This window comes from Pseudomonas sp. M2(2023), from assembly GCF_030263955.1.
Classification (GTDB): Bacteria; Pseudomonadota; Gammaproteobacteria; order Pseudomonadales; family Pseudomonadaceae; genus Aquipseudomonas; species Aquipseudomonas asiatica.
On record NZ_CP127114.1, the window covers coordinates 1930001 to 1942670 of the forward strand.

The 12670-nt window shown below is 63.1% G+C and carries 10 protein-coding genes and 2 rRNA genes (1 of these 12 only partly in view); 8 read left to right on the forward strand and 4 right to left on the reverse strand.

Going from position 1 to position 12670, the window contains the following annotated elements:
• The 3 genes from QN085_RS08910 to QN085_RS08920 form a co-directional block, all read left to right on the forward strand.
• Window positions 1–367, forward strand: a 23S ribosomal RNA gene (locus tag QN085_RS08910); it begins 2525 nt to the left of the window's first position.
• Between the two features lie 131 nt (window positions 368–498).
• Window positions 499–614, forward strand: a 5S ribosomal RNA gene (gene rrf / locus QN085_RS08915).
• A gap of 288 nt (window positions 615–902) precedes the next feature.
• Window positions 903–2711, forward strand: a complete 1809-nt coding sequence (locus QN085_RS08920) for an ABC transporter ATP-binding protein/permease (protein WP_023662878.1) — start codon at window positions 903–905, stop codon at window positions 2709–2711.
• Here QN085_RS08920 and QN085_RS08925 read toward each other — a convergent pair.
• The gene (locus tag QN085_RS08925) at window positions 2708–3937 is read right to left on the reverse strand and encodes an MFS transporter (protein ID WP_285690458.1); all 1230 of its coding nucleotides are present in this window, start codon (window positions 3935–3937) and stop codon (window positions 2708–2710) included. The genes QN085_RS08920 and QN085_RS08925 overlap by 4 nt on opposite strands.
• Window positions 3938–4237: 300 nt before the next feature.
• Here QN085_RS08925 and QN085_RS08930 point away from each other — a divergent pair, with 300 nt between their 5' ends.
• Window positions 4238–6472, forward strand: a complete 2235-nt coding sequence (locus QN085_RS08930; RefSeq protein ID WP_023661952.1) for a TonB-dependent siderophore receptor — start codon at window positions 4238–4240, stop codon at window positions 6470–6472.
• Window positions 6473–6603: 131 nt separating this feature from the next.
• Window positions 6604–7143, forward strand: a complete 540-nt coding sequence (locus tag QN085_RS08935; RefSeq protein ID WP_013971854.1) for a histidine phosphatase family protein — start codon at window positions 6604–6606, stop codon at window positions 7141–7143.
• Between the two features lie 3 nt (window positions 7144–7146).
• On the opposite strand, the gene QN085_RS08940 is transcribed toward QN085_RS08935, so the two are convergent.
• Together QN085_RS08940 and QN085_RS08945 are read right to left on the reverse strand one after the other, a co-directional pair.
• Window positions 7147–7932, reverse strand: coding sequence for a sulfite exporter TauE/SafE family protein (locus tag QN085_RS08940; protein ID WP_013971855.1), 786 nt, complete (start codon window positions 7930–7932; stop codon window positions 7147–7149).
• 217 nt (window positions 7933–8149) lie between these two features.
• Window positions 8150–8743, reverse strand: a complete 594-nt coding sequence (locus tag QN085_RS08945) for a helix-turn-helix domain-containing protein (protein ID WP_015269673.1) — start codon at window positions 8741–8743, stop codon at window positions 8150–8152.
• 114 nt (window positions 8744–8857) lie between these two features.
• Here QN085_RS08945 and QN085_RS08950 point away from each other — a divergent pair, with 114 nt between their 5' ends.
• The 3 genes from QN085_RS08950 (at window position 8858) to QN085_RS08960 (ending at window position 11692) form a co-directional block, all read left to right on the forward strand.
• Window positions 8858–9994: an NAD(P)/FAD-dependent oxidoreductase gene (locus tag QN085_RS08950; protein WP_004375949.1), complete on the forward strand. Its 1137-nt coding sequence runs from the start codon at window positions 8858–8860 to the stop codon at window positions 9992–9994.
• Between the two features lie 12 nt (window positions 9995–10006).
• Window positions 10007–10384: a RidA family protein gene (locus QN085_RS08955; protein WP_023661953.1), complete on the forward strand. Its 378-nt coding sequence runs from the start codon at window positions 10007–10009 to the stop codon at window positions 10382–10384.
• Between the two features lie 243 nt (window positions 10385–10627).
• On the forward strand, window positions 10628–11692 hold the full coding sequence (locus QN085_RS08960) for a YkvI family membrane protein (protein ID WP_023661954.1): 1065 nt from the start codon (window positions 10628–10630) through the stop codon (window positions 11690–11692).
• Window positions 11693–11804: 112 nt separating this feature from the next.
• Here the strand turns inward: QN085_RS08960 and QN085_RS25960 are convergent, their stop codons facing one another.
• Window positions 11805–12545: a methyl-accepting chemotaxis protein gene (locus QN085_RS25960; protein ID WP_370290711.1), complete on the reverse strand. Its 741-nt coding sequence runs from the start codon at window positions 12543–12545 to the stop codon at window positions 11805–11807.
• Between the last annotated feature and the right edge of the window lie 125 nt (window positions 12546–12670).

Here is a 12670-nt window from a genome sequence, read left to right on the forward strand (position 1 = left end):
CCCAAGGGTATGGCTGTTCGCCATTTAAAGTGGTACGCGAGCTGGGTTTAGAACGTCGTGAGACAGTTCGGTCCCTATCTGCCGTGGACGTTTGAGATTTGAGAGGGGCTGCTCCTAGTACGAGAGGACCGGAGTGGACGAACCTCTGGTGTTCCGGTTGTCACGCCAGTGGCATTGCCGGGTAGCTATGTTCGGAAGAGATAACCGCTGAAAGCATCTAAGCGGGAAACTTGCCTCAAGATGAGATCTCACTGGGATCTTGAATCCCCTAAAGGGCCGTCGAAGACTACGACGTTGATAGGTTGGGTGTGTAAGCGCTGTGAGGCGTTGAGCTAACCAATACTAATTGCCCGTGAGGCTTGACCATATAACACCCAAGCAATTTGCTAGCGCAGATTGCGGTGGTGAAGACGAAACAACCGAAAGTTCGCAACATCACAAATATCGCATATCCGAATTCGCTGGGCTGTCCATCTGGACATTCTGGCAACAGAATTTCTTGACGACCATAGAGCATTGGAACCACCTGATCCCATCCCGAACTCAGCAGTGAAACGATGCATCGCCGATGGTAGTGTGGGGTTTCCCCATGTGAGAGTAGGTCATCGTCAAGATTCATTTCGCAAAACCCCTATCTGCGCATGCAGGTAGGGGTTTTGTCTTTATGGTGCAAAAAATCCCAAGCATACGCCGCCCCTGTGGGAGCGGGTTCACCCGCGAACACCGGCATAGCCGGTGCCATCCACCACGTCGCCCGCTTCACGGCGGTTCGACACCTCGACTCGCCCGCCCAACAGGGGCCCGCGTAGCTCCGAAGGCAATCATGAAATGTGCGTCATTTATGCCTGACGAATCACAGGTCAATGCTACGCTCGCGGAAATACTCAGCACGGATACCCATCATGGAAATGAACTGGCACCAGGCCCTGCAAGAGAGCCTGAGCTGGCTGGCAATCGCTTCGTTCATCACCCTTGTCTGCTTCACAGCAGCCGCCACACTGGCCGTACGTTGTACGCGCTGGGGTAGCCAGTTCTGGCAGCTTGCCGGGCCTTATTTCAGTTTCAGGCGCAGTTGGCGGCCGTTACTGGTGTTCGCCCTGCTGCTGGTTCTGACGCTATTCTCGGTGCGTCTGAACGTGCTGTTCTCATTCTGGTACAACGGCTTCTACAGCGCCTTGCAGGGCCTTGACCAAGCGGCCTTCTGGTACCTGCTCGGTGTCTTTGCAGTATTGGCCACCATCCATGTACTGCGTTCGCTGTTCACCTTCTATGTAAGCCAGGCGTTCAGCATCCAATGGCGAGTATGGCTGACCGAGCGCCTGACCCACGACTGGATGCACGGCGATGCCTACTACCGTGGCCAGTTCCTCGCCGAGCCCGTGGACAACCCTGACCAACGTATCGAACTGGACGTCAACGCCTTTGTCAGCAACTCGGTGACCCTCGCCCTGGGCGCAGTCAGTGCGCTGGTTTCGCTGGTGGCGTTCACCGGCATCCTCTGGGGGCTGTCGGCGCCGCTGGCCGTTGCCGGCGTGGAGATTCCCCGGGCTATGGTGTTTGCCGTGTACCTTTACGTCATCGTTGCCACCTGGATCGCCTTCCGCCTCGGACGACCGCTGATCCGCCTGAACTTCCTCAACGAAAAGCTCACCGCCAACTTCCGTTACGCGCTGATGCGTCTGCGCGAAAATGCCGAGAACATCGCTTTCTACCAGGGCGCGCAGGTCGAGCGGGGCACGTTGCTGGGTCGCTTTGGTGCCTTGATCGTGAATGCCTGGGCGCTGGTGTTCCGGAACCTGAAATTCAGCGGTTTCAACCTGGGCGTGAGCCAGGTCGCAGTGGTGTTCCCCTTCATTCTGCAGGCACCGCGCTTCTTCAGCGGGGCGATCAAGCTGGGCGACGTCATGCAGACCTCCCAGGCCTTTGGCCAGGTGCAGGATTCGTTGTCGTTCTTCCGCGAGTCGTATGATGCGTTTGCCCAGTACCGGGCCACCCTCGACCGTCTGACCGGCTTCCTCGATGCCAATGAGCAGGCGAGCGCTTTGCCGCGCGTCATCACCGAGGACCAGGAGCATGCCTTGGCGATCAGCCGCCTGCAGGTGCTGCGCCCGGACGGGCATGCCCTTATCACCGACCTGGACCTTGACCTGCATGCCGGCCAGGCGCTGTTGATCAAGGGGCCGTCGGGCAGCGGTAAAACCACGCTGCTGCGTGCGCTGGCGGGACTCTGGCCGTACGCCGAGGGTGAGGTCAGGCGCCCGCTTGGCCACCAGGCGCTGTTCCTGTCGCAGCGGCCGTACCTGCCGCTGGGCGATCTGCGCACCGTCATCGCCTACCCGGCGGCCAGCAAGCCTGAGGATGAATCGCGGATGCAACAGGCCTTGCGCCAGGTCAACCTGGCCCACTTGGTCGAGCGACTGGAAGTCAGCTGTGACTGGTCACACATTCTCTCGGTCGGTGAGCAGCAGCGCCTCGCATTTGCCCGGGTGCTGTTCAACCGGCCACAGGTGGTGTTCCTTGACGAGTCCACTTCGGCCATGGACGAAGGGCTCGAGCATGCCCTGTATTCGCTGTTGCGTACGGAAATGCCGGGCGCGTTGCTGGTCAGTGTCGGGCACCGCAGTACACTGGCAGGTTTCCATACCCACCGGCTGGAGGTGGATGGACATGGCGGCTGGTCGCTACTGGAGCAGCAGCCAGCGCTGGCCTAGTTCGGATTGCCGGTGATCGGGCCCGATCTGAGCAATACGACCCCGATCAGGGTGCCGCCGGCACACGCTGCGCCAAGCAGGAATGTCGCCTTGAAGCCGACCCCGTCCCACAACAGCCCGGCCACCACGCTCGCCACCAGCAGCGCCATGCCGGTCAGCAGGTTGAACAGGCCGAAGGCTGTACCGCGCAGCGCCGCGGGGGCGCTGTCGGCGATCATGGCGGCAAAGATGCCTTGGCTGAAGCCCAGGTGCAGGCCCCAGGCAGCCACCCCCATGGCCAGCCCGGTCCAGCCCGGCAGCAGGGCCAGCAGCAGGTCGGCGGCGACCAGCAGCCCCAGCCCGGTCATCAGCACGCCGCGGCGGCCTACGCGGTCCGACAGCACCCCCGCGGGGTAGGCCGACAGCGAGTAGGCCAGGGCCATGAGCACCAGCACTGCCGGCGCCCACAGCGGCGCCAGGCCCATGTCCTGGGCGCGCAGCAGCAGAAACGCCTCGCTGAAGCGGGCGAGGGTGAACAGCGTGGCCAGGCCGATTAGCCGCCAGTAGGACGGGCCCAGGCGTGCCAATTCGTGCAGGGCCAGCGGTGAGCGCACCGGCCGGGTGGTGGCCGGCGTTTCAGGTTCGCGCACGAAGGCGATGAGGATGTACACCGCCACGAACGCCGGAAGCACCGCCACCCAGAACACCGTCTGGAAATGGCTCGCGGTCAGCCACATCAGCACGATCGCCAGCAACGGCCCAAGGACGGCGCCCACGGTATCCAGCGCCTGGCGCAGGCCGAAGGCTGTACCACGTAGTTCGGCGGGCGTGACATCGGCCACCAGTGCATCGCGCGGCGCCCCACGAATGCCTTTGCCGACCCGGTCGACGAAGCGTGCTGCGGTCAACCACCCCAGCCCGGAGGCCATGGGGAACACCGGCTTGGTCAACGCACCCAGGCCATAGCCCAGCACCGTAAGCAGCTTGCGCTTGCCCAGCCGGTCGCTGAGGGCGCCAGAAAACACCTTGGTGATCGAAGCGGTCGCTTCGGCAATACCTTCGATAAAGCCCACCGCCACTACCGAGGTGCCAAGCACGGTGACCATGTACAGCGGCAGCAGGGCGTGAATCATTTCCGAGGAAATGTCCATGAACATCGATACGAAGCCCAGCGCCCAGACGCTGCGGGGGATCTTCGACAGGGACCTGGTGGCGTTCATGGCGTGGCTTTCTTCGTGGCTGCGCATCAAGAGGCTCGGCAGAGGTGCTACGTTCGAAACTGTAGGAGCCGTCACGCAAGATGCAAATCGGACAGGTATATGCAAGCAACAGCGCGAATAGTCGGGCTGCGCCGGCAACGCTGTCGTGTCAGCAAAGTTCCGGTACAAACATGTAAACTTCGTAAATAAGATTTAAACACAATTGCGAATCACTATATTTACCATCCCTGTTGGCCACCAAACTGTGTTTGCGAGGCCGGTGGGCGAGGGCTCCCGGTCTCCGCCAGGGATGTGCCGTTTCGCTCATGAATCGCAGGAGATGTACCCATGCAGTGCAAGACTTCACCCAACAGCCTGGCCCTGGCGTTTGTCGCGCTGGCGTCACCGGCCATGGTGGCCACCGTGGCCCAGGCCGAAGAACAGCGTACGGGTGAGGTGCTGGAGATGCCGGTCGCCGACAACGCGCTGGTGATCCAGGACACCCTGGTCACCGCCGAGCGCGAGGCACGCCAGGCCTTGGGTACGTCGATCATCACCGCCGAAGACATCAAGCGCCACCCGCCGGCCAATGACCTGTCCGAAATCATCCGCCGCGAGCCCGGGGTCAACCTGACCGGCAACAGCGCCAGCGGCGCGCGTGGCAACAACCGGCAGATCGACCTGCGCGGCATGGGCCCGGAAAACACCCTGATCCTCATAGACGGCAAGCCATCCAGCGCACGCAATGCCGTGCGCTATGGCTGGAACGGCGACCGCGATACCCGCGGTGAAACCAACTGGGTTCCGGCAGAAGCGGTCGAGCGCATCGAGATCCTGCGTGGGCCGGCGGCCGCACGTTACGGTTCCGGCGCCATGGGCGGGGTGGTCAATATCATCACCAAACGGCCCACCGATGAACTCAAGGGCAGCGTCAGCCTGTACACCCAGCTGCCGGAAGACAGCGCCGAGGGCGCCAGCCGCCGGGCCAACTTCAACCTGGGCGGCGGCCTGACCGACAACCTCGGCTTCCGCCTGTACGGCGGCCTGGCCAAGACCGATGCCGACGACCTGGACATCAATGCCGGGCATGCCACCAGTGCGCTGGTGGCGGGCCGCGAAGGCGTACGCAACAAGGACATCAATGGCCTGCTGAGCTGGAAGCTGAACGACGAGCACCGCTTCGAGGCCAGTGCCGGCTACAGCCGCCAGGGCAATATCTTTGCCGGCGACACCATGAACAGCAACGGCGGTGGTGACGTCGAGTTCGTGTCCAGCTTGTACGGCCACGAAACCAATGTGATGCAGCGCAGTACCTACGACCTGACCCACCTGGGCGATTTCACCTGGGGTACCAGCAAGACCGTGCTGGCCTACGAGTACGTGCGCAACTGGCGTCTGAACGAGGGCCTGGCAGGCCGTACCGAAGGTGCTCCCAATGCTGAAGGCGCCGCCATGTCTCGCCTGCGCAACACGCGCCTGAGCAGCGAAGTGAACCTGCCATTCGCCATGGGCAGCACCGAGCATGTGCTGACCCTGGGCGGCGAGTACCTGTACGAAACGCTCAATGATCAGGGCTCGCTGCGCCCACAAAGCTCGGACCCCACGGGTAATGACGGGCTCGTCGGTTTCGACCGCAGCAGCTCGAAGACGACCGCCCGCAGCTATGCGCTGTTCGTCGAGGACAACATCATTGTCGGCGACACCACCATTACCCCGGGCCTGCGTTTCGACCACCACGAAACCTTCGGCGACAACTTAAGTCCCAGCCTGAACCTGTCGCACAAGCTGACCGAAGCACTGTCGGTCAAAGGCGGTATCGCGCGCGCCTACAAGACCCCGAACCTGTACCAGTCCAACCCCAACTACTTGTTGTACAGCCGCGGCAATGGTTGCAGCGTGCAGCAGACCAACAACGGTGGCTGTTACCTGCAGGGCAACGCCGACCTCAAGCCCGAGATCAGCGTCAACAAGGAAATCGGCCTGATGTACGACCGGGGTACCTGGCGCACCAGTGCCACGTACTTTCGCAACGACTACAAGAACAAGATCGTCGGTGATACCGATGTGTTGTACACCATCGGCACCGGCAGCCGCGTGACCCAGTGGGACAACGCCGGCAAGGCGCGGGTGGAGGGTATCGAAGGCAACCTGTTCATCGAGCTGACCCCGGCCCTGGACTGGAACACCAACCTGACCTGGATGCTCGACAACGACAACCGCGAGACCGGAGAGCCGCTGTCGGTGATCCCGGAATACACCGTCAACACCACCCTCGACTGGCGCGCCACCGAGAAGCTGTCGTTCCAGGTGGCGGGTACCTACTTCGGCAAGCAGAAGTCGCCGACCTTCAACGACCGCACCCAGCAAAGCTACGACAAGGCCGCGCAACAGGATGTGGAAGCCTACGGCCTGGTGGACGTGAGCGCCGGGTACAAGTTCAACGCCAACTACGACGTGCGGGTGGGGGTGAACAACGTGTTCGACAAGCAGATCCTGCGTGGTGGCAACGCCAGTACTTCGGGCGCCAATACCTATAACCAGCCAGGCAGGGCGGTGTTCGCTGCGCTGAATATCACCTTCTGACATCGGGGTGCTGTACGGCCCATTCACCGATAAACCGGGGAACACTGGCGCAGGCGGTGCCATATTTGTTGCGGCAAAAAGTGCCGCAGCATGCTAAACCTTGCGCCTCAACCCGCCATGAGAAAAAACCGGTGAAAGCCGTCCGCCTGACGCTGATCTGCCATGCCCTGACCCAAGCCCAGAAGTCCGGGCGACTGCACCATGCCGAAGACGGCATTCTTCCACTGGGCCAACAGCCTTTCGCCGACCTGTCCGGTGTGCCGGTGCTGACTGCACCAGAGCGGCGAGCCTGCGAGACAGCGGCGTGGTTTTCTGGGCCGGTGCAGGTCGAGCCGGCATTGGCCGATTGCGACCTGGGGCGTTGGCAAGGGCTGACACTGAAGCAACTGCAGGCCGAGCAATCGCAGGCGTTGACCGAATGGCTTCAGGACCCGGCCAGTGATGTTCACGGCGGCGAGTCGTTCGCCGTGCTTTGCCAGCGCATCGCCGCCTGGCTGGCGGCCTTCGACAGGCCTGGTGAATGGCTGGCAGTTACCCACCCGATGGTGATGCGCGCCGTGCTTGTACAAGTACTTTGCTGCCCGATGAGCGCCAGCCAGCGAGTCGACGTGTTGCCCCTGTCGCGCCTGGAGCTGAGCTTTACCGGGCAATGGCGTCTGCGCCTGGGCTGAAGGTCAGAACGCCAGCTTGTAGCCAATCAGCAACAGCATCGCCGCCAGGCACGGGCGCAGCACGCGGTCGGAAATCCGCCCGGTGAGGTGGCTGCCCAGGTAGATGCCTGGCAGCGAGCCCAGCAGCAGGTAACCCAGCAGCGACCAGTCCATGTTGCCCATCCCCGCATGGCCCAGCCCTGCCACCAGGGTCAGCGGCACGGCGTGGGCGATTTCGGTACCGACCAGGCGGCGGGTGACCAGGAACGGGTACAGCAGGAACAGCGCCACGGTACCCAGTGCGCCAGCGCCGATGGAAGTAAGGGTGACCATCACCCCCAGCACCACGCCGGTAAGCACGGTAAGGGTATTCAGGCTGCGGTCGCTGAGGTGATAGTGGTCACCGGCATGGCGGCTGGCGAAGGCCTGCAGACGCGATTTGAACAGGATGGCCAGCGCGGTCAGGATCAGGACCACCGCCAGGCCTTGCTTGATGACGGCGTTGAGCGCCGATGTGTCGGTGTGCAGGGTGCTGAGGAACCACAGGGTCAGTGCCGCGGCGGGCACGCTACCCAGGCTGAGCAGGCCGGTGATCTTCCAGTCGACGTTCTTGTTGCGCGCATGCACCCAGACGCCACTGGCCTTGGTGATGGCGGCATAGAGCAGGTCGGTACCGACGGCCGTTGCCGGGCTGATGCCGAACCACAACAGGATCGGGGTCATCAGCGAGCCGCCACCGACGCCGGTCATGCCGACGATGAAACCCACGACCAGGCCTGCAATGGTGAAACCGAAAGAACCTACATCCATACGCTACTCGACCGCCCAACTTTGCCCGTTATCGGATGCAGCCAGCATATAGATTTTTTTATAGCCAAATAGACTTGTTCGTTATTAGGTTATAACCAGGTGCTGCCTGCCAGGGCCCTATCAAGCCGGCTCCCACACCGACGCATCAACCTCAAGGCCTGTGCAGTACCTGTGGGAGCTGGCTTGCCGGCGATAGGCCTTGGCAGGCAGCACCGGGTCAGCGATCAGTCATCACCACCATCACATGCGCATCTGCGCCATCGTCACTTTCCGACAGGTAGATATGTCCCACCTGGCTGTCGAAATACGCCGTCTCCTGCGGCCCGATGCTCACCGCTTCCCCGGTTTCGAACTCGATACGAACGCGCCCGCTCAGTACCAGTGCGAACTCTTGGCCCGGGTGGCGGATAAAATCGTCGAACTGGCCACGTTCACGGGCAATGATGCGGGCATAGGCGGGTGTCATGCGCCGCTCAGGGAAGTCGCCGGCAATTGGGTGATAGTCATAGGTGCCGGTCGAGTAGCCCGCCGCCGCTGGCAGTGAATCGACCACCACCGTCACCGGCACTGGTGCGGTTACCGTGCCGCTGGCGCGCAACAGCTGGGCAATGTCGACGTTCAGCGCCCGGGCGGCGGCGGCGAGTTTTTCGTAGCTGACCGAGACCTGCGCCAGCTCCATCTTTGACAAGGTGGACAGCGGGACGCCACTGGCTTCGGACAATTGCTTGAGTGTCATCTGACGCGCCTTGCGCACCTGGCGCAGGCGCTGGCCGACTACGGCACGGTCCAGCAAGGGTAGGGCAGCGGGCATTCGGGGGTCTCGGCATGCGGCGTTGGTCGGGCATCTTACCTTGGACCCTTGCGTATTCGTAAATTCTCATATATTAGAATTCTCATATATGAAAATTCCCTGGCAGGAGCGTGCATGATCCCGATCTACGACACCCTCATCATCGGCGCGGGCATCGCTGGTGCATCCCTCGGTTATCGCCTGGCCGGCCGGCAGAAGGTGCTGCTGCTCGAGCGCGAGGCGCAGCCTGGCTACCATTCCACCGGGCGTTCGGCAGCCATGTTCATGGAGGCCTACGGCACTCCGCAGATACAGGCGCTGACCCGTGCCAGCCGGGCCTTCTACGAAGCACCACCGCAAGGGTTCTGCGAGCACCCGCTGCTGGAACCGCGCGGCTGCCTGTACGTCGCCAGCCTGGAACAGCGCACGCTGCTCGAGCAGACCCACGCACAGAACCTGGCCAACGGCACCGAAGTCAGCCTGCTCGACCGCGACGCAGCCCTGGCCCTGGTACCGAGCCTGCGTGCCGAGAACCTGGCCGGCGCGGTGCTTGAAGCGGGCGCAATGGACCTGGACGTACATGCCCTGCACCAGGGCTTCTTGCGCGGCTATCGCGCCGCTGGCGGTGAACTGCGCTGTAACGCCGAGCTGATCCAGGCCTGGTACCTGGATGACCTGTGGCAGGTGCAGCTGGGCGATGGCAGCCGGGTACAGACGCGCCAGCTGGTAAATGCTGCTGGCGCTTGGGCCGACCGAGTGGCCGAGCAGTGCGGGGTGGCGCGCATCGGCCTGCAACCCTGCCGGCGCAGTGCCTTCACTTTCCCAGGCCCGGCAGACCAGGATTTCGCCCGCTGGCCGGCGGTGATCGGCGTAGACGAAAGCTTCTACTTCAAGCCCGACGCCGGCCAGCTGTTGGGGTCGCCGGCCAATGCCGACCCGGTCGAACCCCAGGACGCCGCGCCCGAGGAGCTCGACGTGGCTTTGGGCATCTACAACATCGAAGCCATGACCACCCTCTCGATTCGCCGGCCGAGCCACACCTGGGCCGGGCTGCGCTCGTTCGTCGCCGACGGCGACCTGGTGATCGGTTTCGATGTGCACGCGCCAGCGTTCTTCTGGCTGGCGGCACAAGGTGGCTATGGCATCCAGTCGGCTGCGGGCGCCTCGCGCCTGGCTGCCGACCTGCTGCTGGGCCTGCCCCTGTGTCCCGGCCTTGTCAGCCAGGGGGTGGTGCCCGAGCGCCTGTCCCCGGCCCGTTTCCAGCAACCCTGAAAGGAGCATCCCATGAGCAATGATATCCAGCGTTTTCCCAGCAGCCTGCCGTTCCCGTTCTCCCGTGCGGTGAAAGCCGGCGGCTTCCTGTTCCTTTCCGGCCAGGTGCCGATGAGTGCTGGCGGCGAAGTGGTGCGCGGTGACATCCAGACCCAGACCCGCGCCGCCTGCGAGCGCATCTCCGAAAGCCTGGCTGCCTGCGGCGCGCGTTTCGACCAGGTAGTCAAGGCCACGGTGTGGCTCTCGGACATGAGCCACTTCGGCGGCTTCAACGAGGTGTACAAGGAATTCTTCGGCGCAGCGCTACCGGTGCGCTCGACCGTGGCCTCGGCATTGGCGCTGGGGGTGGATGTGGAGATCGAAGTGCAGGCGTTCGTCGGCGACGCCTGAGCGGGCAGAAATCTGCGCATGAACAACTGTCTTGCGCAAAACCTGGAAGATTGCCTGGCCCTGTGGGAGCGGGTTCACCCGCGAAAACCGGCGTAGCCGGTGCCATGCAGCGCGGTGCCTTCTTCGCGGGTGAACCCGCTCCCACAGGACCAGCGCTGCATTCAAGGACGGTGGATTACCTGTAGGAGCGGCGGACTGACTTGCCCGCCAAAAAGCAAAACAACAATAAATCCAGAGGTTCACATGCAAGAGCAGCTGAAGATTGCCGGCGCGTTTGTCGGCGTGATCGTGGGGGCGGGGTTCGCTTCGGGGCGGGAACTGTTGTTGTTCTTTGTCGATTTCGGTGTGTGGGGGCTGGTCGGTGCGCTGGTCAGCGCAGCCTTGTTCACCTTCCTCGGCATGGCCCTGGCGGGGCTGGGCAATCGCCAGCAGGCAACCTCGCACAAGGATGTGATCCAGGCCATCTGCGGCCGTCACCTGGGCTTGTTCGTCGACTGGCTGATCACCTTCTTCATGTTTGCCGTCACCGTGGTCATGCTGGCCGGAGGTGGTGCCTTGCTGGAGCAGCAGTTCGGCATCCCGGCGCTGACCGGCAGCGTGCTGGTGACGTTGGTGGTGGTGGGCATCGTATGCCTGGATGTGCGCAGGGTGATCCTCGCTATTGGTGCCATCACGCCGTTGCTGATCCTGGTGGCCTCGGCGATTGCGTTGTACGCCGTGTTCAGCCGGGAACAGAGCTTCGCCCAGCTCGACCAGCTGGCCAGCCAGCAACAGGCGGGCGCTCGTCACTGGCTGCTGGGGGCGTTCCTGTACGTGTCGTACAACATCGTTGCCGGCGCGCCGATCCTGGCCATCCTGGGTGGGTCGGCCAAGGGCGAGAGAACCGCTGTATGGGGTGGGCTGCTTGGTGGCGCTGCATTGGGTGGGCTGATGCTGGTGATGAGTGCCGGGCTGTTGTCGCGCCTGGACAGCGTGGCTGACCTGCCGATGCCGATGCTGTCGATCGCCAACGAAGTATCGCCACTGCTGGGGCTGGTGATGTGCCTGATTATCTTCGGCATGATCGTCAACACTGCGGTGGGTACGTTGTTCTCGTTTCTCTCGCGGCTGATGCCGGCGGGTACGGTGAGGTTTCGCTGGGGCTCGGTGGTGACCGGCGTGGCGGCGTTCGGATGCAGCCTGGTGGGGTTCATCAGCCTGGTGGGTGAGGTGTACCCACTGTTCGGCTACCTGGGCTTCGTGCTGATGGCGGCGGTGCTGCTGGCCTGGGTCCGGCGGAGCAAAGTGGTTAAAGCGGTGGTGGCGTAGGGGGCTGCTGCGCAGCCCGATCGCGACACAAGGCCGCTCCCACAAGGATCGCATGGCACCTGTGGGAGCGGCCTTGCGTCGCGATTGGGGCGCAGAGCGCCCCCCAGGGCCATCAGATCCTGAAGCTGCCTACCAGCTGCTTCAGGCGCCCGGCCTGCTGGGCCAGTTGGTCACAATGGCGCAGGGTCTCGTTGAGGTTCTCCACACCTTGCTGGTTCAGGGCGTTGATCTGGGTGATGTCCAGGTTGAGGCTCTCGACCACGGCGGTCTGTTCTTCGGTAGCGGTAGCCACCGACTGGTTCATGCCATCGATCTCGCCAATACGCTGGGTCACGCTGGCCAGGCGCTCGCCGGCCTGGTTGGCCACCTGCACGGTCTGCTCGCTGGAAACCTGGCTGGTGTTCATGGTGTGCACCGCTTCGCGCGAGCCTACCTGCAGGCTGGTGATCATGCGGTGGATTTCTTCCGCCGATTCCTGGGTGCGGTGCGCCAGGTTGCGTACCTCGTCGGCCACCACGGCAAAGCCACGGCCGGCCTCACCGGCACGCGCCGCTTCGATGGCGGCGTTCAGCGCCAGCAGGTTGGTCTGCTGCGAGATGCCCTTGATCACGTCGAGGATCTTGCCGATTTCGTCGGTGCTGGCGTTGAGCGTTTCGATTTGCGCGCAGGACTCGCTGATGCGCTGCGACAGGGCGGTCATGGCACTGATCGCTTCTTCGACCACTTCACGGCCACCGTGGGCCTGCTCGCTGGCACCGCTGGCATGCTGCGAGGCATCGGCGGCGTTGCGGGCGATTTCCTGGGTGGCAGCACCCAGCTCGTTGATCGCTGCGGCCACGCTGTTGGTGCGCATGCTTTGCTCTTCGGAACCGATGATCGAGGCATTGGAGGCATTGACCACCTTCTCCGACAGGTCGTGCACCAGGCGGGTTGCCGAGGACACTTCGCTGATCGAGGCATGAATGCGCTCGACGAAGC